Annotated in this window: 15 protein-coding genes; 3 read left to right on the plus strand and 12 right to left on the minus strand. The window is 74.1% G+C overall.

The features are described from left to right. Positions 1-2 precede the first annotated feature (2 nt). Genes AB0G14_RS24040 through AB0G14_RS24055 form a run of 4 tightly spaced genes read right to left on the minus strand, consistent with a single transcriptional unit; the run spans position 3 to position 3,381 of the window. Positions 3-380 (minus strand): hypothetical protein, encoded by a 378-nt coding sequence (locus AB0G14_RS24040; protein WP_357700915.1) that lies wholly within the window; start codon positions 378-380, stop codon positions 3-5. Between the two features lie 31 nt (positions 381-411). Then, positions 412-534 (minus strand): multicopper oxidase domain-containing protein, encoded by a 123-nt coding sequence (locus AB0G14_RS24045; protein WP_357700988.1) that lies wholly within the window; start codon positions 532-534, stop codon positions 412-414. After that, positions 492-1,088 (minus strand): multicopper oxidase domain-containing protein, encoded by a 597-nt coding sequence (locus AB0G14_RS24050; RefSeq protein WP_357700917.1) that lies wholly within the window; start codon positions 1,086-1,088, stop codon positions 492-494. The genes AB0G14_RS24045 and AB0G14_RS24050 overlap by 43 nt, the downstream gene beginning before the upstream one ends. A 28-nt stretch (positions 1,089-1,116) precedes the next feature. Then, on the minus strand, positions 1,117-3,381 hold the full coding sequence (locus AB0G14_RS24055; protein ID WP_357700919.1) for a hypothetical protein: 2,265 nt from the start codon (positions 3,379-3,381) through the stop codon (positions 1,117-1,119). 182 nt (positions 3,382-3,563) lie between these two features. On the opposite strand from AB0G14_RS24055, the gene AB0G14_RS24060 reads away from it, so the two are divergent. Beyond that, on the plus strand, positions 3,564-5,486 hold the full coding sequence (locus AB0G14_RS24060; RefSeq protein ID WP_357700921.1) for a hypothetical protein: 1,923 nt from the start codon (positions 3,564-3,566) through the stop codon (positions 5,484-5,486). Positions 5,487-5,551: 65 nt separating this feature from the next. Here the strand turns inward: AB0G14_RS24060 and AB0G14_RS24065 are convergent, their stop codons facing one another. Further along, positions 5,552-7,588: a hypothetical protein gene (locus tag AB0G14_RS24065; RefSeq protein WP_357700923.1), complete on the minus strand. Its 2,037-nt coding sequence runs from the start codon at positions 7,586-7,588 to the stop codon at positions 5,552-5,554. A 367-nt stretch (positions 7,589-7,955) separates the two neighbouring features. Here AB0G14_RS24065 and AB0G14_RS24070 point away from each other — a divergent pair, with 367 nt between their 5' ends. Together AB0G14_RS24070 and AB0G14_RS24075 are read left to right on the plus strand one after the other, a co-directional pair. Further along, on the plus strand, positions 7,956-9,527 hold the full coding sequence (locus tag AB0G14_RS24070; RefSeq protein WP_357700925.1) for an LLM class flavin-dependent oxidoreductase: 1,572 nt from the start codon (positions 7,956-7,958) through the stop codon (positions 9,525-9,527). 83 nt (positions 9,528-9,610) lie between these two features. After that, complete coding sequence (locus AB0G14_RS24075; protein ID WP_357700927.1) at positions 9,611-10,039, plus strand: archease; 429 nt, start codon at positions 9,611-9,613, stop codon at positions 10,037-10,039. Positions 10,040-10,048: 9 nt separating this feature from the next. Here AB0G14_RS24075 and AB0G14_RS24080 read toward each other — a convergent pair whose 3' ends face one another. The 7 genes from AB0G14_RS24080 to AB0G14_RS24110 all read right to left on the minus strand — a co-directional run bounded on the left by AB0G14_RS24080 (position 10,049) and on the right by AB0G14_RS24110 (position 19,185). Further along, a complete protein-coding gene (locus AB0G14_RS24080; protein WP_357700929.1) occupies positions 10,049-11,467 on the minus strand; it encodes an RtcB family protein in 1,419 nt (472 codons plus the stop codon). A gap of 28 nt (positions 11,468-11,495) precedes the next feature. Then, positions 11,496-12,122, minus strand: a complete 627-nt coding sequence (locus tag AB0G14_RS24085) for a GNAT family N-acetyltransferase (protein ID WP_357700990.1) — start codon at positions 12,120-12,122, stop codon at positions 11,496-11,498. Between the two features lie 98 nt (positions 12,123-12,220). Beyond that, positions 12,221-13,090 carry a sugar ABC transporter permease gene (locus AB0G14_RS24090; RefSeq protein WP_357700992.1) on the minus strand — a complete coding sequence of 290 codons (870 nt, stop codon included), beginning with the start codon at positions 13,088-13,090 and terminating at the stop codon, positions 12,221-12,223. 38 nt (positions 13,091-13,128) lie between these two features. Continuing rightward, entirely contained in the window at positions 13,129-14,166 is a 1,038-nt protein-coding gene (locus AB0G14_RS24095) for an ABC transporter ATP-binding protein (RefSeq protein ID WP_357700931.1), read from the minus strand. Next, on the minus strand, positions 14,163-15,485 hold the full coding sequence (locus tag AB0G14_RS24100; RefSeq protein WP_357700993.1) for a sugar ABC transporter substrate-binding protein: 1,323 nt from the start codon (positions 15,483-15,485) through the stop codon (positions 14,163-14,165). Before AB0G14_RS24100 ends, AB0G14_RS24095 begins: the two co-directional genes overlap by 4 nt. Positions 15,486-15,511: 26 nt before the next feature. Further along, positions 15,512-16,366 (minus strand): carbohydrate ABC transporter permease, encoded by an 855-nt coding sequence (locus AB0G14_RS24105; RefSeq protein ID WP_357700933.1) that lies wholly within the window; start codon positions 16,364-16,366, stop codon positions 15,512-15,514. A 26-nt stretch (positions 16,367-16,392) separates the two neighbouring features. Continuing rightward, positions 16,393-19,185, minus strand: coding sequence for a sialidase family protein (locus tag AB0G14_RS24110; RefSeq protein ID WP_357700935.1), 2,793 nt, complete (start codon positions 19,183-19,185; stop codon positions 16,393-16,395). Between the last annotated feature and the right edge of the window lie 72 nt (positions 19,186-19,257).

Here is a 19,257-nt window from a genome sequence, read left to right on the forward strand (position 1 = left end):
CGTCAGCCCTGCCGGCCCTCCCCCACGATCCGGTCGAACTCGGCGGGGCCGATCTCGCCCTCGCGCAGCCGCCGGGCGTTCGCGGCGAACCGGCCGATCGCCCGGCCCCTCGCTGCCGTGGCCGTGTCGGGCACGCCGTCCGGGTCGAGGCCGGCGCACTCGTCGGCCACCTGCCGGGGGTCGTCGGGATCCGGGGACTCGCCGTGCAGCCGCCGCAGCGCCGCGCGCAGGTGCGCGTCGGCGGCCTCGCTCGTGCCCCAGGCCCGGGCCAGCTCGACCGTGCGCCCCAGGGTGTCCTCGCCGGCCTTCTCCTCGCGCAGGGTGGCCCGCATCATCCGGAGGAACCGTACGGTGGTGGCGTCCGCGTCGTCCATGATCATGCCGGCAGGGTAACGAGCGGGTGCGACAGACTCAGTCGTGCCCGGCGTGGGTGCCGGGCCGGGGTGGGGTACCGGCGCGCTGGCCCGGTTCCACCACCACGCACTGGCCCATCATGCCGGCGTCCTCGTGGTAGAGCAGGTGGCAGTGGAACATGTACGGCACGTCCGGGTCACTGTGGTCGTGAAGCGCAGGACCAGCCGGACGGGCCGCTGCGGCGCGAGGTAGACGGTGTCCTTCCAGCCGCCCAGCGCGGGCGGCGGGGCCTGACCGCCGACCGACAGCACCTGGAACTGCACGTCGTGCACGTGGAAGTTGTGCGGGGTGCCGTCCTGGTTGACCATCTCCCAGACCTCGGTGGCGTCCTTCGTGGCGACGAAGTCGATCCGGTCCATCTTCATCGAGCGGCCGTTGATGCTGCGGCCGGTGAGGGTGAACCGCCGGGTCTCGCCGGCGGACGCCGGGTCCAGCCGGTCGACCGGGACCAGCGTGTCGGGCACCGACGGCGATGCCGCGAGGGTGCCGGCGGCGCGCAGTTGCAGCACGTCGAAGCGGTCCGCGCCGCCGGCGAACCGGTCAGCCAGCGCGCCGGCGGCGAGGTCGGGCGGGGTGCTGCGCGGGGTCACCCGCTCGCCCGAGCGGACGTCCACCACGATCTCGGCGCGCTCGGCGGGGCCCGGATGGCGTACACCGCCCGGGCCCTCGCCCACGGCGCGCAGGAAACGCCGCGCCGACCGCCTAGCGGCCGACGGAGGAGGCGGCGGCCGCCGCCACGATGGCGTCCTGTTCGGCGTCGTCCAGCACGCCGGATCCCACGAGCCCGTCGGTGACCGAGGCGACGTGCGCGACGAACGCGCCGTGGTTGCCCCAGTCGGCCTCGTCGCGGATCAGATCGTTGACCGTGCACCCGCCGTCGGCGTACCGGTTCGGCACGGCGGTCGCGTCGCCCGCGTACACCTGACGGCGCAGGTCGGAGCGCGGGCAGGCGTCCGCCTCGGGCACGTACCGCAGCAGGTGCGAGCCGTACTGGACCGCCCGGTTGGGCGCCTTGACCCCGTTGCGGAACCACAGGTTGCCCTGGCCGTCCTGGGTCAGCCGGTAGGTCTCCGCGTCCCGGATCACCCGCACCGCCTTCGACAGCGGGTCGATCTTCAGCAGGTAGCCGTCGAGCGAGGCGTAGACGTGCTCGTCGGCGGCGCTGACGACCAGTTCGTCGGCCACCCCGGAGTAGCCGCCGGGCACGTCGACGCGGTGCGTCACCGCGCCGGTCGCCGGGTCGAGCACGAACACCTCGCCGTCGGCGAGGCCCCAGATCATGCCGTCCGGCCCGGCGACGACCGAGGTGATCGCGTCGGCGCCCGGCACCGGGGTGTACTCGGCCGTCTTCTCGCCGGTCACCAGGTCGGCGGTGAACAGCTTCGCCTCCGTGGCGCGCGGCACGGTGCCCCCGCCGCCGCTGACCGTCGTGCCGGCCCAGAGTCGGTCGCCGACCACGGCCAGGCTGATCACGCCCTGGTCGGCGACGATGTCCCGGCGGGTGGTGCGGGCGCCGGTCGCGGTGTCGTACACGGTCAGCGCGCCGCCCCAGAGGCCGTAGTCGGGCGTGCTGCCGACGTAGACCCGGCTGCCGGCCGAGGCGAAGGCGATCGGGCGGTTCTGGCCCTCGGGTTGCAGCCGGAACAGCTCGCGCGGATTGGTGCCGAGGCGGTACGGCTGGGTCGGGTCGTAGACGAGCACCCCGCCGTACGGGTAGACGCCCTGGTACATCTTCCCGTCGTGCCAGCCGAAGCCGTCGGCCTGCCCGAGCCGGCCCACGTTCGTCACCACCCCGGTGGCCGGGTCGAGCACGGCGAGGTTGCCGTTGATGTAGAGGTTCGTCCAGATCCGGCCGTCCGGGCCGGCGGTGATGTTGTTGATGTCCAGCGCCTGGGGCGGGAACGGCAGCCGGTAGCGCTCGCTGGCGCCGGTCGCCGGGTCGTACCGCAGCGCCTGCCCGGCGTAGTTGCCGACGACGGCGTAGAGCTGGCCGTCGAGGAAGCCGAAGCCGATGCCCGCCCCGTCGCTGCGCACCGGCGCGCCCGCGGCGTCGCGCACCGGCCCGGCGGTGTCGGTCGGCAGGTCGTAGCGCCAGAGGTCGGTGCCGGAGGTGAAGTAGACCGACCGGCCGTCGGGGGCGAGCGGCGAGGTGCCCCGGGAGCCCATGGTGAAGCCGTCGGCCAGGACGGTGCCGGTGTCCGGGTCGAGGACGAGCGCCTGAAGCTTGCTGCGCTTGACGAAGAGCTTCCCGCCGACCAGGTTGATGTCGTACGGGTGGTTCGCGTCGCCGCGCAGCGCCTCCGGCCAGATGTCCCGCTTCTCCCCCGTGGTCAGGTCGAGGCGGATCAGGTGGCCACCCGTGCCGACCGCCGCCCACAGCACGTTCCGCGCGGCGTCGACCGCGACGTCGATCACGTACTGCTCGCCGGGGTACATCCGGCCGTGGTCACGGAACCCCTCGCCCGGAGCGTAGGAGAAGACGTGCGCCCCGGGGTAGGTGCCGCCGTAGACCCGGCCGTCGGCGCCGGGGCGCAGGCCGTAGAGGACGGTCTGCCCCGGCACGGGTGCGCCGAGGTCGACGGTGGCCCGGGTGTCCGGGTCGTACGAGTAGAGGTGGGCGTTGGGGTAGCTGCCCGCGTAGACGGTGCCGTCGCCGGCCTGGGTGATGCCCCAGGCGCCGGAGGAGTCGGGCAGGTAGGCGGTGTCGAGCAGTTCCCGGGTCACCGGGTCGGCCACGCTGAGCACCCCGGGCGAGCCCATCTGGACCCCGTAGACGACGGGCCGGCCGGCGGCGCCGGTGCCGTAGTGGCCCTCGAAGACGGTGAGGGCGGTCTGCTGGACCCCGAAGTCGGTGACCGCGCCGGGCGTGGGGGCGGCCGGCACGGCCGTGGCGGGGGCGGCGGGCAGCAGGGCGGCGGCGAGCGCCAGGGCGACGGCGGGCACAAGGGGACGACGTAACGGCGACACGGCGCGACCTCCACGTTCGACGATGCCGGCACCCTATTACGGTGGCGTCCGGAACTCTAGAGTTACCGATGAATGCCTGCGCCCAACCGGTGCGGAGTCCGCACCGAGGGCTCGACACGGCGCGGTCAGCGTGGTGGGCTGTGACGGTTAGAGCCTGGACCGAAACCTGAACTCTGGAGGTCGTGTTGCGACGTACCGCGCTCACCGCGGCCCTGCTGCTGGCCGCCGCCACTCTGGCGGTCCCGGCGGGGCCCGCCCACGCCGAGGCGCCCCCGCCCGGCGCCGTCACCGACCTCGGGCCCGCCTCCGAGGTCACCTCGGTCAACGGCTCCGAGCTGATCGACGGGACGATCTACACCGCGACCGGCGGCGTGAACCCGGTCGTGGTGGGCGGCTACGACCTGGCCGCGCAGACGGTCGACCAGCGCTACGAGCTGCCGACCGGCGGCGGCGCCTGGGCCACCACCTCGGTCGGCACCGACCTGTACGTCGGCACCTACGAGCCGGGCGACCTGTACCGGGTGGACACCACCGGCACCGGGGTCACCAAGGTGGCCGACGTCTCCCCCGACCGGTACATCTGGGCCCTGGACACCGCGCCCGACGGCGTCGTCTACGGCGGCACCTACCCCGGCGGGCGGGTCTTCTCCTACGACCCCGCCACCGGCGCCACCCGCGACTACGGGGTCGCGGTACCCGGCGAGCAGTACGTGCGCAGCATCGCCGTCGACGCGACGACCATCTACGCCGGCGTCGGGGCGCACGCCCACCTGATCGCGATCGACCGGGCCACCGGCGCGAAGCGGGAACTCCTGCCGCCCGAGTTCGCCGACCGCACCTTCGTCGGCACCCTCGCCCTGGAGAACGGCCTCCTCGCCGCGGCGCTCTCCCCCACCGGCACCATGCTGCTGATCGACACCGCGAACCCGTCGAGGTACGAGGTGGTGCAGACGCCGGACAGCTTCATCACCGCCATCGCCGTCGACCCGGCGCGCAACGACGTCTACCTCGGCACCCGCCCCTCCGGCACACTGCGCAAGTACGACCGGGACACCGGGCAGCTCAGCACCCTCGCCGTGCCCTACGACGGCGCCTCCTTCGGCCGGATCTTCGTCACCGGCGACCAGTTGCGCGGCGTCGTCACCAACACCGTGGTCACCTACGACCTGAACACCGGCGAGCTGACCGGCGTCGACCTCACCCAGGCCGGCATGCCGCCGGCGCCGGAACTGGCCATGGCGATCGCCACCGACGGCCCCCGGGTGTACGTCTCCGGCAAGGCCGGCGTGCAGGTGCACGACCTGGCGGCGGGCACCTCCACCCGGCGGTTCCTGCCCGGCGAGGCCAAGGCCATGACGCCCGTCGCGGGCGAGATCTGGATGTCGGTCTACACGCTGGCGTACCTGTTCCGGATGGCGCCCGACGGCGACCCGCGCCGGGTCGCCGCGATCGGCGCGGAACAGACCCGGCCGCTCGACGCCACCTGGTCCCCCGCCGACAGACTGCTGGTCGTCGGCACCGAACCGGACTACGGCCGGTACGGCGGCGCGGTCAGCCTCTACGATCCCCGCACCGGGGCCCTGGACGTGCACCGCGACGTCATCGCCGACCAGTCGATCCGGTCGGTGGCGGTGAAGCACGGCACCGCCTTCCTCGGCAGCAGCGTCAACGGCGGCTTCGGCACCACCCCGCGCGCCACCGAGGCCCGGCTCGCCGGCTTCGACCTCGCCAGCCGGACGAAGACCTGGGAGATCACCCCGGTCCCCGGCGCGAAGCAGATCGTCGACCTCGTGGCCACCGGCGACCGCGTCATCGGCCTCACCGAGACCGGCGTGCTCTTCGCCGTCGACCGGCGCACCCGCCAGGTCGTGTCGACCGCCGCCGTCGCCCCGGGTCAGAGCACCCTGGTGCAGGTCGGCGCGACGATCTACGGCACCAACGGCAGGGACGTGTGGCAGCTCGACCCGGAGACGATGACGGTCACCCCGTTCGTCACCGGCCTGAACGCGCAGTGGTACGGCGGCGGGGCGCTGCTCACCGCCGCCCCGGACGGCTCGGCGCTCTACGCGCTGCGCGGCCGTAACCTGGTCCGCATCCAGCTCTAGGCCCCCGGCACGACGGACGGCGGGCCGGCGATCGCAGGAGATCCGGCCCGCCGTCCCCGTCGGGGTCAGTCCGTCACGGTGACCCGGTGCAGGTGCTCGCCGGCCCCGACGAAGAGCCGCCCGTCGGGGTGCACGGCGAGGAACTCCGTCGGCTGGTCCAGCAGTTGCCGCGTCGCGCCGGTGGCCAGGTCGACCTGGACCAGCAGCCGCCCGCCGACCAGCGCGTACAGCAGGTGGCGGGGGGTGTCGTAGCCCAGCCGGCCGCGGCTGTCGGCGACGCCCGGGGCGAGCTGGATGCGCCGGGTGACCGAGCGGGTGGCCAGGTCGACGGTGAAGAGCTGACCGCCGGCCAGCCCCCAGAGCAGGCCGGAGCGGTCCACCGCCAGGGCCGGGATCGCCGTCGCGCCCGGCACCGGGACGAACTGGAACGCCTCGCTGTCGGTGGCGACGTCCCAGCCGAAGAGCCGCGCCTCGGTCTGGGTGGGCCGGGGCACGCTGTACCCGCCGGAGATCGAGGTGCCGCCGACGATCAGGCCGTTGACGTGGGTGAGGCTGACGATCGACTGGTCGGTCACCACCGGCCGGTGCACGCGCGCCGCGCCGGTGGCCTTGTCCACGACGGCCAGCGCCCCGCCGAGGGTGGTGTTGGGCATCGTGCCGTAGGCGACGCTGTCCCCGGCATCGGTCAGCGCCCTCGCCCGCACCTGGTCGGCGGCCTTGAGGTCGAGCAGCTTCACCGGGTTGTCCGCGCTGCCCGGCAGGCCCGGCGAGTACTCGGGGCTGCTCCACGGCTTCGCCGGGTCGTACCGGTAGAGCCGCGAGTCCGGGTACGCCCCCAGCCAGACCTGGCCGCCGGTCTCCAGCACGCTCTCCACCTGGGCGAAGCGCTGGAACGTCGACACCCCGGTGTCGGGGTCGACGCGGGCGAGGCCGCCGTTGAGGTAGCCGCCGACCCAGACCGCGCCGGAGGCGCCGACGTGCAGCGCGGCGATCGGGATGGGCGCGCCGGGCACGTCCGTCTGCACCACGTCGGCGCGGCCGGTGACCGGGTTCCAGCGGAACATGTCGCCCCGCCAGAGCAGCCCGACGAGCGTGCGGCCCGGCCAGTCCCGGTCGGCGAGGGTGACCCAGCCGATGCCCCGGTTGTTGACCACCCGACCCGGGAAGACCAGCGGGGTGTCGGTGAACGTGCCGGTGCCCGGGTGGTAGCCGGTGAGCCGGCCGGCGCGGGTGAGGTAGACCAGGCCGCCGGGTCCGGGCGCGGAGACGTCCAGCCCGGCGACGTCGTCGATCAGGTCGGTCCACCGCCGCCGCGTGGTGTCGTACACGCCGAGCCGGCCGTTGATGGCGGAGCCGAACCGGGCGTACACCCGCCCGTCGTGGGCGTTCAGGTCGTACACCGTCTGGCCGGTGCCCGCGCCGAGCCCGTCGGGCAGGGACAGCTCCCGGATCTCGCCGCTGACCTTGTCGATCTCGAAGAGGTGTGCGTCCGGCTGGGTGCCGGCGTAGACCTTGTCGGCGGTGACGGCGAGGCTGCGGACGTACTGCGCGCCGGGGAGGACCTGGCCGTAGTCCCGGGTCGTTCCGGTGACGGGGTCGTGGGCGAAGACCCGGGCGCCGGGGAAGGTGCCGCCGTACACGACGCCCGCGTCGTCCACGGCGATCCGCCAGATGTACGTCTCCGAGGGCAGCGGCCGGCCGAGGTTCTCGACGGGCTTGTCCGGCCCGGGCCGGCGGCGGTACAGGTCGCCGGTGCTGTACGCGCCGACGTAGACGGTGCCGTCGGGCGCGGCGGCCACCGCGTACGAGCCGGGTGCGCCGGTGAGCTCCTGGTCGGAGACCGTCCGGCCGGTCGCCGGGTCGATGGCGGCGAGCCGGGCCGGCTCACCGGAGACGGCGGACCAGAGCACCGGCCTGCCGTCCGGGCCGGGTGCGACGGTCCCGCCGATGAGCAGGACGTCGCGCAGCGGGATGCCGAAGAGGTCGACGGTCACCCCGGCGGCCGGCTCGGCCGACGCGGGCGACGCGGGCCAGGCGGCGGGGACGGCCGGTGCCACCGCGAGGGCGGCGGCGTAGCGGATCAACGTGCGGCGGTTCGTCATGAGCGCCTGCTCCTCTTCCCACGACCGCCGGAGGCGCCGGCGGTCGAGCCGTAACGGTCGGATCCGGAATTGCAGCGGGAGCACCCGGGCGATTGGCTTCCTCCCCCGGACTCCGGGACCGACCCGTCGCGCGACGAGCACACGGCTCGGGGAGGGCACATAACGGTCCGGTCCGTAAGGACCCTAGGGGGCCTATCTACCGGCGTCAACGCCCTGCTGCGGGGCAGCCCTCCGCCGGGCCACCGGGCCCCTGCCCGGTCCTCGCCCCGCCCCTCGGGATCGTCGGTCGCGGGCGGCCGACGTCCGCGCCCGGCATACCATCTGCCGTGCGGCTCGGCGCAGCCGCGGGACAGGGAGAGAGGCCGACATGGGCGACTACGGGCACCCGTTGACCTTCGGGTCGTTCCTGACGCCCGGCAACGCCGACCCGGGCCGGGTGGTGGGCCTCGCCGTGCTGGCCGAGCAGGTCGGGTTCGACCTGGTCACCTTCCAGGACCACCCGTACCAGCCGGCGTTCCTGGACACGTGGACGCTGATGAGCTTCGTGGCGGCTCGGACCCGCAGCGTCCGGCTGGCCGCGAACGTGACGAACCTGCCGCTGCGCCCGCCGGCCGTCCTGGCCCGCAGCGTGGCGAGCCTCGACCTGCTCTCCGGCGGCCGGATCGAGCTGGGCCTGGGCGCCGGCGCGTTCTGGGAGGCCATCGAGGCCATGGGCGGGCGTCGGCTCTCCCCCGGGCAGGGCGTGCGGGCCCTGGCGGAGGCGATCGAGGTCATCCGCCAGGTCTGGGACGTCGACGCGCGCGGCGGCGTCCGCGTCGCCGGCGAGTTCCACCGGGTGGTCGGCGCGAAGCCGGGCCCCGCGCCCGCCCACGACGTGGGCATCTGGCTGGGCGCGTACAAGCCGCGCATGCTGGCCCTGACCGGGCGCCGGGCCGACGGGTGGCTGCCGTCGCTGGGCTACCTCCAGCCCGGCGACCTCGCGAAGGGCAACGCCGTCATCGACGAGGCGGCCCGGGAGGCGGGCCGGTCTCCTGGCGACGTCCGCCGGCTGCTCAACGTGACCGGCCGCTTCACCCCGGTCGGCCGCGGCCCGTTGCAGGGCCCGCCCGAGCAGTGGGCGGAGGAACTGGCCGAGCTCGCGCTCGGCGACGGGATCAGCACCTTCATCCTGGGCAGCGACGACCCCGAGGACCTGCGGCGCTTCGCCGCCGAGGTCGCTCCCGCCGTACGCGACCTCGTGGCCGCCGAGCGCACCGCCGCCACCGCGCCCGACGCGCCGGGACCGGTGCCGGTGACCGCCCCGACGGAGCCGCCGGTCGAACGCCCGCCCGCCGGGGCGGGAGCCTTCGCGGTCGTGCCGACGCCCGACGACGGCGTCCGCCGCAGCGCGATCCGGGTCTGGGACGAGACCACCCGGCCGACGGGCCCCGCGCCGGACCCCGCCCGCACCTACACCCCGCACGACCAGGCCGGCGCGCAGCACCTCGTCGACGTGCACGACGGGCTGCGGGCCGAACTCGCCCGCCTCCACGACCTCGTCGAGCAGGTGGGCACCGGGCTGCTCGACGCGGGCACGGCCCGCTCGCACATCAACACCATGACGATCCGGCAGAACAAGTGGACGCTGGGCACCTACTGCGAGTCGTACTGCCGGGTGGTCACCACCCACCACACCCTCGAGGACCGGGGGATCTTCCCGCACCTGCGCGCCGGCGACCCCCGCCTCGCGCCGGTGATCGACCGGCTGGAGCAGGAGCACCACGCCATCCACGACGTCCTGGAACGGGTCGACCGCGCCCTCGTCGCGTTCGTCTCCGTCTCCGACGGGATGGCCGAACTCCGCGCGGCGGTCGACCTGCTCAGCGACACGCTGCTGTCCCACCTCGCCTACGAGGAGCGCGAACTCGTCGAGCCCATCGCCCGCCTCGGCCTGCGCTGAGCCCGTGTCGGCCCGCACCGAAGCCCGCCTCGGCCTGCGCGGACCCGCCCGCGCGCGGCGGCCCGGTGACGGATGATCGGGGCATGGAACGACGACCGGAGCGCGGGCACCGCTGCGTGCCGCACACCGCCGACGTCCGCATCGAGGCGTGGGCGCCGACCCGGGAGGAGTGCGTGGCCGAGGCGGTCGCCGCGATGGTCGGGACGTTCGTCGACCCCGCCGGGGCACCGCCGGGCGGCGAGCGGGAGTTCCGTGCGCCGGCCGGCGACGACGAGGACCTGCTGGTGGGCGTACTCGACGAGGTGATCTTCCGGATGGAGACGGAGGGCGAGCTGCCGCTGCACAGCGAGGTGGCCGACGACGGCGCCGGCGGCCTGACGGTGCGCTGGCGCACGACGGGCACCGACGCCGTCGAGCTGGTAGGCGCGGTGCCGAAGGCCGTCTCCCTGCACGAGCTGCGCTTCGGCCGCGACGGCGGGGGCTGGTCCTGCGCGGTGACCCTCGACGTGTGAGCCGCCGGCTCAGCCCTTCACCACGCCGAGCGGCACCAGTCGCGCCACCTTCCGGCACAGCCCGGCGCCCTCGGCCGCCGCCACCACCGCCGAGACGTCCTTGTACGCCGACGGCATCTCCTCGGCCAGGCCACGCCGGGACGCGCCGCGCACCGCGATGTCCTGCGCCTCCAACTGGCCACGCGGGTCCTGGCCGCGCTCGGCCTTCACGGCCTGCTTGCGGCTCTGCACCCGCCCGGCCCCGTGGCAGGTGGAGGCGAACGCGGGCGCCCCCGGCACGCCGGTGAGCACGTACGAGCCGGTGCCCATCGAACCGGGGATCAGCACCGGCTGTCCCACGTCGCGCAGGTCGTCGGGCAGGTCGGCGTGGCCCGGGGGCAGCGCGCGGGTGGCGCCCTTGCGGTGCACGCAGAGCGCACGCCGCTCGCCGTCGACGTCGTGGTCCTCGATCTTCGCGAGGTTGTGCGAGATGTCGTAGACCAGGTCGAGGCGGCTGCCGGTCACCCGGGCGAAGACCTTCCGGGCGGCGTCGGCCAGCAGTTGCCGGTTCGCCCGCGCGTAGTTGGCGGCGGCGGCCATCGCCCCCAGGTAGGCGCGGCCCTCGTGGGAGGAGACCGGGGCGCAGGCGAGCTGCCGGTCCGGCACGTGGATGTTGTGCCGGGCCATCACCTTCTCCATCGCGCGGACGTAGTCGGTGCAGATCTGGTGGCCCAGCCCCCGCGACCCGCAGTGGATCATCACGCAGACCTGGCCGGGGCGCAGCCCGAAGGCGGTGGCGACGGTGTCGTCGTACACCTCCTCGACGGCCTGCACCTCGAGGAAGTGGTTGCCGGAGCCGAGGCTGCCGACCTGGCGCGCGCCGCGCTCGATCGCCCGCTCGCTGACCTCGGCCGGGTTGGCGTCGCCGACGGCGCCGTAGTCCTCGCAGCGGTGCAGGTCCCGCTCGACGCCGAAGCCGCGCTCGACCGCGTACCGGGAGCCACCGCGCAGCACCGCGTCGAGTTCCGAGCGCGAGGACAGGTGCCACACCGCGCCCTTGCCCATCCCACGCGGGGTGGCCTCGCCCAGCCCGTCCATCAGCGCGTCGAGCCGGGGCCGCAGCCCGTCGCGGTCCAGGTCGGCGGCGAGCAGCCGGACCCCGCAGGAGATGTCGAAGCCCACCCCACCGGGCGAGACCACGCCGCCGTGCGCGACGTCGGTGGCGGCCACCCCGCCGATCGGGAACCCGTAGCCCCAGTGCACGTCGGGCATGGCGTACGAGGCGTCGACGATGCCGGGCAGCGTGGCGACGTTCGCGACCTGCTCCAGCGACTTGTCCGCCCCGGCGTCGGGCAGCAACGACCGGGACGCGAAGACCACTCCCGGCACCCGCATCGGGTCGTGCCGGTCGATCCGGAAGCGGTACGGCGACTCCTCGACCAGCTCCATTCCCGGCGGCTACCCGGGCGAGCGCCCCTTACACCCGTGTTCCGGCATCGGCCCGGCCGGCCGGCCGGCGCATCGCCCAGACGCGGGGACCGCCCTCGGGCACCTGGGCCTGGCCGGTGACCGCGAAACCGAGCCGCTGGTAGAGCCGCACGTTCGGCTCCGACGAGGTCTCCAGCACCGCCGGCAGGCCGGCGCGGTCCGCCTCCGCCAGGCCCGGCCGCAGCACCCGGCTGCCCAGCCCCCGGCCCTGGTCGACCCGGCGCACGCCGACGGTGGCCAGCAGGAACGCCGGCTCGACCGACCGCAGCGAGGCGCAGGCCTCGTCGGCGGCGCGCAGCGCCGGCTGCCGGTCACCGGCCAGATCCGCGTTGCGCGCCGTGACACCGGCCCAGACCTCGTCGGGCACCGGCCGGTCCGGGCGCAGCCAGACCGCCACCGCCGCCGGCCGGCCGTCGGGGTCGACCGCCGCCCAGACGTCGCCGTAGGGCAGCCCGACGGCGTCGACCGTGCCGGCGAACATCGCCTCCAGCCGCTCCCGGTGCCGGTCGGCCGCCACCGTCCAGGCCATCCAGGGGTAACCGTCGAAGGCGTCGGCGAGCACGCCAGCCGCCGCGGCGGTCGACTCCGGACCGATCCGTCGTACCTCGAACTCCATGCTGTCCTCCTCGCGCGCCGCCACCTGGCCCGCGCAGTGCGCGATCATGTCACGGCGTTCGGGGCCGACGCCCGCGAATATCGGGCTCGCCGGGTTCCTCAGAGCCGGTAGAAGGCTCGGTAGCGGCGGATGAGCCGCCACTGCACCAGCACCGCCGCCACGGTCAGCAGGATCATCACCAGGGTCGCCGCGGCCGCGTAGCCGTAGCGCAGGTACTCGAAGCCGGTGCGGTAGACGAACAGCGACAGGTAGGTGGTGGCGTACGGGGGCGGACCGCCGTCGGTGACCACGAACGCCGGCACGAACGTGAAGTGCAGGCTCTGGATGGCGTCGCGCACCGCCAGCAGCCCGAGCACCGGCGCCATCAGCGGCAGCGTGATCCGGCGGAACACGTCCCAGCCGGTGGCGTCCTCGATCGCGGCCATCTCGTAGACGTCGCGGGGCAGCGCGCGGCGGGCCGCCAGCAGCACCACGAACGTCTCCCCCATGGTGAACAGGCTCATCAGGATGATCGCGGCCCGGGCGTCGGTCGGGTCGGTGAGCCACTGCGGCGGGGTGCGGCCCAGCGCGGTCAGGCCGTTCTCCCCGCCGGTGCGCAGCAGTTGGTTGATCGGGCCGTAGAGCGGGTTGAGCAGCCACAGCCAGAGCAGCCCGTAGGCGATCTCCGGCACCGCCGTCGGCAGCACCGCCGCCGTGCGGGCGGGACCGACCCCGAGCGCCCAGCGGTGCAGCAGCAGCGCCAGCCCGAGCGCGAAGAGCACCCGCAGCGGTACGGCCACCAGCGCGAAGACCAGCGAGTTGGTCAGCGCCACCCGGAACACCGGGTCGTCGACCAGCGCGGCGAGGTTGGCCAGCCCCACCCAGCGCGGCGCGCGCAGCAGGTCGTACTCGGTGAAGGCCAGCGCCAGGGTGACCGCGGCGGGCAGCAGCACCAGCCCGACCAGGCCCAGCAGGTACGGCGCCAGCATCAGCGCCAACTGCCGGCGGGAGCGGCGGTCCGTGGTCGTCACGGGGCGTACCGGCGGCCGGAGGCGGCGTGGAAGACGTGCACGTCGGCCCAGCGCACGCCGACGCGCACCGCCGCGCCGCGCTCGGGCCGGCGCGCGGCCGGCACCCGGGCGACGACCGGGTGACCGCCGGCGAGGGTCAGGTACGCGTACGCGTCCTCGCCGACGACCTCGACCCGGTCGACGGTGGCGTCCGTGCCGTCGGCGGCGTCGAGGGTGACCGCCTCGGGCCGGAAGCCGATCTCCAGCTCCTCGGCGGCCCGGATCGGCGCGGTGCCCGACGGCACGAGCACCCCCGCGGCCGGGAGCAGGTTCATCGCCGGGGAGCCGACGAAGCGGGCGACGAAGGTGCTGGCCGGGGTACGCCAGATCTCGTCGGGCGTGCCGACCTGCTCGATCCGCCCGTCGCGCAGCACGGCGATGCGGTCGGCGAGCACCAGGGCCTCGGTCTGGTCGTGGGTGACGTGGACCATCGTGGCGCCCAGCCGGTCGTGCAGGGCGCGCAGCTCGGCACGCATCTCCACCCGCAGCGCCAGGTCGAGGTTGGACAGCGGCTCGTCGAGCAGGAACACGTCCGGCTCCCGCACCAGGGCGCGGGCCAGCGCCACCCGCTGCCGCTCCCCGCCGGAGAGCTGCCCGGGCCGCCGGTCAAGCAGGGCGGCGCAGCCGACGGCCTCGGCGGCCGCGCGGGCCCGGTCCCGGGCGACCGCGCGGGGGGTGTCGCGTACCTCCAGGCCGAAGGCGATGTTCTCGGCGACGGTCAGGTGCGGGAAGAGCGCGTACGACTGGAAGACCATCGACACGTTGCGCCGGCCGGGACGGTCGGCGGTGACGTCCCGGCCGGCGATGCGGACCCGGCCGGCGGTGACCGGTTCCAGGCCGGCGACCACCCGCAGCACGGTCGACTTGCCGGCCCCCGACGGGCCGAGCACCACCAGCAGTTCCCCCCGGGCGACGGTCAGGTCCACCTCGTGCAGCACCGTCGACCCGCGGTAGGCGGCGGAGACCCCTGCCAGGGCGAGGCCGGGGTCGTTCACCCGTGCTCGCCGCGGGCGAACAGGGGACGGGTCTGCTGGTCGAGGTCGCGGATCACGTCGTCGAGCCGGTCGCCCCGGTGCATGGCGTTCTCCAGGATGCCGTACGTGACGTCCTCGATCTCGGGCCAGGTGGAGACCGTGGGCAGCGCCCGGACGGTGGGGATGGCGTCGAGGAAGACCTTCGCGCTGCGCGGCGGCTGGGCCGGGCCGAGGAACGCCGGCGACTGCGACACCCCGATGTGGGACGGGACGGTGCGGCCGGTGGCGGCGACGATGCGCTGCCCCTCCTCGGCGATCGCGAACTCCAGGAACCGCCACGCGGCGTCCTTGCGCTTCGCGCCCCGGGTCATGCAGTACGCGTCCGAGTGCAGCACCCCGACCTGTTCGGTGTAGACGGGCAGCGGGGCGACGTCCCACTCGAAGCCGGTGATGGAACGGAACGTGGTGGTGGAGCGGCGGGAGCTCATCAGCATGGCGAGCCGGCCGTTGGCGAACCGCGACTCGTCGTCCTCGGCCTCCACCTCCTCGTCGGTGGGCACCACCCCGTACGCCAGCCGCAGGTCGACCAGGTTCTTCAGCGCCTCCCGGGCGGCCGGGGTGTCCAGGGTCAGGCGGGTCGGCCTCGCCGGGTCGTCGACGAGCTGGCCGCCGTTGGACCAGACGAACGGGGCGAGCCGGATGATGGACGGCTCGACGCCGAGGCCGTGCACGGCGGGCCGCAGCGCCGCGCCCTCGCTCTCGGTGGCCTTGACGACCACGCCACGGGAGTCGCGGGTCATCGCGGACGCGGTGGTGAGCAGGTCGTTCCAGGTCCAGCCGGCCTTCGGCTCGGGCACGCCGTACTTCGTGAAGAGGGTGCGGTTGTAGTAGACGGCGAGGCTGGAGACGTTCTGCGGCAGGCAGAGCTGCCGGTCCTTCCACCGGAACGCGTTCCACGCCACCGGGTAGTAGTCGGCCGGGTCGACGGCGTCGGAGGCGGCCAGCCGGTCGTCCAGCGGCTCGATGACGTCCTTCGCGGCGAACTGGCCGTAGAAGCGGTAGTTCATCAGGAACAGGTCCGGCGGGGCGCCGCCGGCCACCGACGTGGCCAGCCGGGCCAGCAGGTCCTTGCGGTCGCTGGCCTCGACGAGCTGCACGTCGGTGCCGGGACGCGCCTTCTCGTACGCCTCGACAAGGGTGCGGTAGGCGGCGAGTTCCTCGGGCGCGCCGAAGACCAGCAGCCGCACCGGGCCGTCGTCGGACGACCCGGAGCCGGAGCCGCAGCCGGTGGCGGTCAGCACGGCGGCGAGCAGTAGGGCGAGCAGCGCCTTCGGCCTCATCGTCGGTTCTGTCTCCGGTCGCATCGTCAGTCTCGTCCCGTCGGGTCGTCGTGGTGGAGGAAGCGCCGCTGGGCGAGCACGAAGACGGCCAGCGCCGGCACCGTGGCCAGCACCGCGCCGGCCAGGAACACGGGGAAGTTCGTCGGGTCCAGCACCGACAGGGAGCGCAGCGCCAGCGGCAGGGTGAACAGGTCGCGGTCGTAGACGTAGACCAGCGGGTCGAGGAAGTTCGACCAGGTGAGCACGAAGGTGAGCGCGGTGAGGCCGGCCGTGACCGGGCGGACCAGCGGGAGGGCGACCCGCCACCAGGTGCGCATCGGCGAGAGGTCCTCCACCAGGCAGGCGTCGTAGAGATCCGCCGGCAGCGCCCGGAAGGCCAGGTAGTAGACCAGGACGTAGAGCGGCGAGGTGCCCAGCAACGCCGGGGCGATCAACGGCACCAGGGTGTCGGTCAGGCCGAGCATCCGGAAGATCGCGAACCGGGGCACCAGCAGGGCCGTGGCCGGCACCATCAGCGCCACCAGGGAGGCCGCCACGACGACGCCGGTCGTGCGCGGGGCGAGCCGGGCCAGCGCGAAGCCGGCCAGCGCGGCGACGAGCACGCTCAGCGGCACCGCGACGACCGCGACCAGGACCGAGTTGAGCGAGGCCCGCAGCAGCCCGCCCCACTCGAGGGCATGCTGGTAGCCGACGGTGGACACCGGCTCCGGCACCAGCTGCGGCGTGGGCGGCGGGGGCAGGCCGGGCTCGGTGAGCGAGCCGGAGATCAGCAGCAGCAGCGGCGGGACGAAGACGAGCAGGACGAACGCCGCGCCGAGGGTGCGCCAGGCCCGGCCGGCCGCCTCGGGCAGCGGTGAGGGGCCGCTCGCGCGGCCCCTCACCCGGTCGTTGCCGATGGTCGACTTCCTCAGAGCGCGAGCTGCCAGGCGCCCAGGCCGTGCGAGGCGGCGTAGAGCACCCGCTTGCCCGGCACGACGGTCAGCCCGGCGACCTCGACGTTCGGCATGCCACGGGCCGCCTTCACCCAGGTCGTGCTGCCCCTGCCCAGCCGCAGGACACCGAAGTCGGTGGCCGCGTAGAGATCGCCGGTGACGTCGTCACGGACCAGGTCGGTGATCGGCTGGTCGCCGAAGTCGTACGAGCGGCCGGCCCAGGTCGCGCCGGCGCCGGCCAGCTTCACCTCGAACGCGTGCCCGACGGTGGCCGGGGTGTTCGAGTTGAACCCGCTGTAGGAGACCCATGCCCGGGCCGGGTCGGCCGGGTCGACGTGGATGCTGGTGACGAAGCGGTTGGGCGTGGCGGCGGTGTCGATCCGCGTCCAGGTGACCGCGGAGGCCGGCTCGGCGTCGACGTTGCGGGACACGAACACCCGACCGGTGCTGGTGGCCGCGTACGCGGTGGACGAGTCGGTGGCGACCCGCTCGACCACCGAGACGGCGCCGCCGGCCCGGTCGCCCCACGCGGCGTCGGTCAGGTTGACCGTGCCCAGCGGCGCGAAGTCGCCGCACTGCGCCTCGAAGGTGCCGGTCCAGGTGTTGCAGATCCGGTCGGCCTCCGCCAGGCTCCGGTCGCCCAGGCCGAACGTCTTGGTCCGGTAGACGGTGCGGGACGTGCCGGCGAACATCGTGCCGCTGACCTTCGGGTCGCTCACCACCGGGGCGTAGAACAGGGTGCCCGGGTGCCCGAAGATCGGGTCGGAGATCGAGATCCAGCTACCCACGTCCCCGTTGTCGAAGTTCACCTCGGGCGAGGCGTCGTAGAAGGTGTGGAAGCGGAACTCCGGCTTGCCGACGTCGAAGCCGGACGCGCCGCCGTCACCGATCATCGTGTTCTCCCAGCGCGTGCGCTGGCCCTTGTTCTCCCAGGTGCCGTTGTCCTGGGTGCCGCCCTGGAGCAGGGTGTGGTCGTGCGGGCTGGCCGACAGGCTGATGAACTGCAGCGTGTTCATGCCCTTGTTGATGCCGTCCAGCTTCGACGGGATCCGCGACAGCATCTGCTTGCAGCGGGCCTTCTGGGCGTCAGTGGCGAGGTTGCGGTCCGGGTTGTCGCACCAGGCCGAGCGGTCCACGAACTGGCCGCTGGAGCGCATCACGCCACCGTCGTTGGCTTCGAAGAACTGGTACGGGTTGCGCGGGTTGGTGACCAGCGCGTGCTGGTCGGGGTGCAGGCCGTTGGGGTGCAGTTCGTCGGTGCCGTCGTAGGTCATGTCGGTGCCGCTGACCCCGGCGTCGGTGGACAGCACCACCGCCCGCTTGTGGGCGACGGTCTCGCCGTAGACGTAGGCGCCGCCGGTGTAGACGATGTCCGGATGCCCGGCCGGGGTGTGCACGAAGACGTCGTACCAGCACTGGCCGGTGCACTGGTTGTAGGTCGCGAAGCCCGGGTCCGCCGGGTTGGCGCTGGTCAGGTCGGCGAACGCGGGGGCGCCGCCGGCCACGTCGTCGCTGCGGAACAGCCGCGAGTACGGGTTGCCGATGTTGCCCTCGTAGACGTACATCCGGGTCTTGCCGTTCGGCAGGGCGGTCACGTCGATCGCGGCCCGGGTCTGGAAGACGGCCGGGTTCAGCGACGGCTTGATCTGCGTCCAGGTGGCGCCGGCGTCCGCCGAGCGCCACACGCCCCGGGCGTACGAGGAGGCGTAGACGACGTTCGCGTCGCGCGGGTCGAGCTTGACGTAGCGCACCCCACGCGGCGAGCAGGCGGCGGTGTTGGCGTACTCCGCGGCGCTGCCGGTGCACTGGGTGGCGTCGGCCGAGCCGTTGTGGATGAACCTCCAGCTCGCGCCGCCGTCGGTGGACTTGTAGAGGCCCCACTTCTCGGCGTCGGGCACCGGCCGCGTGACGCCCGTGCAGCAGGAGCCGGACATGCCGCGCAGCGCCGTGGTGGTGGCGACGTAGAGGGTCCTCGGGTCGCCGGGCTTGATCGTGATCTCGCCGATCCCCTTGCCGGCCAGGGCGTCCTTGCCCAGCGGGCCCTTCCAGGTGACCCCGCCGTTGGTGGACTTGTAGAGCCCGACGCCGGCGACGCAGCCGGAGGCGCAGGTGTTGGCCTCGCCCGTGCCGACGTAGATGGTCAGCCCGGTCTTGTCGTTACGGTCGATCTTGACCGAGCCGGCGGCGTTGATGCCGAACGGCCCGCCCAGGTAGAACCACTTCGGCTCGGGCGCGAGGACGTTCAGGGTGCCCCAGACGCCGCCGCCGGCCGGCGTGACGTACGCCCGGCAGAGCAGGGCGTTGCAGTCCGGCGCGATGTCGATCGAGGTGACCCGGCCGCCCGCGACGTACGCGTTCGGCACGTAGTTGCCGGCGTTGCGGAACTCGGTGAACGGGTAGAGGGCCTCGCTCGGGCCGACGTTGACCCAGCCCCGGCTGCCGCCGGCGCGCCGCTCCGCGGCCGAGTACGCCGCCTTCGACCGGTCCATCTGGGCGATGCTGATCGTGCTGGCCGGGTACGCGCGCTCCAGGAACTCCTGCTGCGCGGCGTTGCCCGGGCCGTCCGGCGACATGCCGTCGTTGCCCGGCACGGCCTGGCGCAGCCGTTCCATGTGGGCGCCGAGCGCGCCGGGCATCTCCCCGTCGCCGGACGCGGCGGCGGGGGCCGGCACCTGGGCGCCGGCGAAGTGGATTCCGACGAGACCGGTCGATGCCACCAGGGCACCGACCGCCAGTCCCACGAGCAGGTGGCGACGTCTGCGCTTCACGAGGGTCCCTCCGGCAGATAGGGGCCGCCGCACGGCCCTCCGGATTGGCGACCGTCGCTGGCAGCGTCCACG

Origin of the sequence: Micromonospora sp. NPDC023814 (assembly GCF_040639595.1) — a bacterium.
Taxonomy (GTDB): domain Bacteria; phylum Actinomycetota; class Actinomycetes; order Mycobacteriales; family Micromonosporaceae; genus Micromonospora.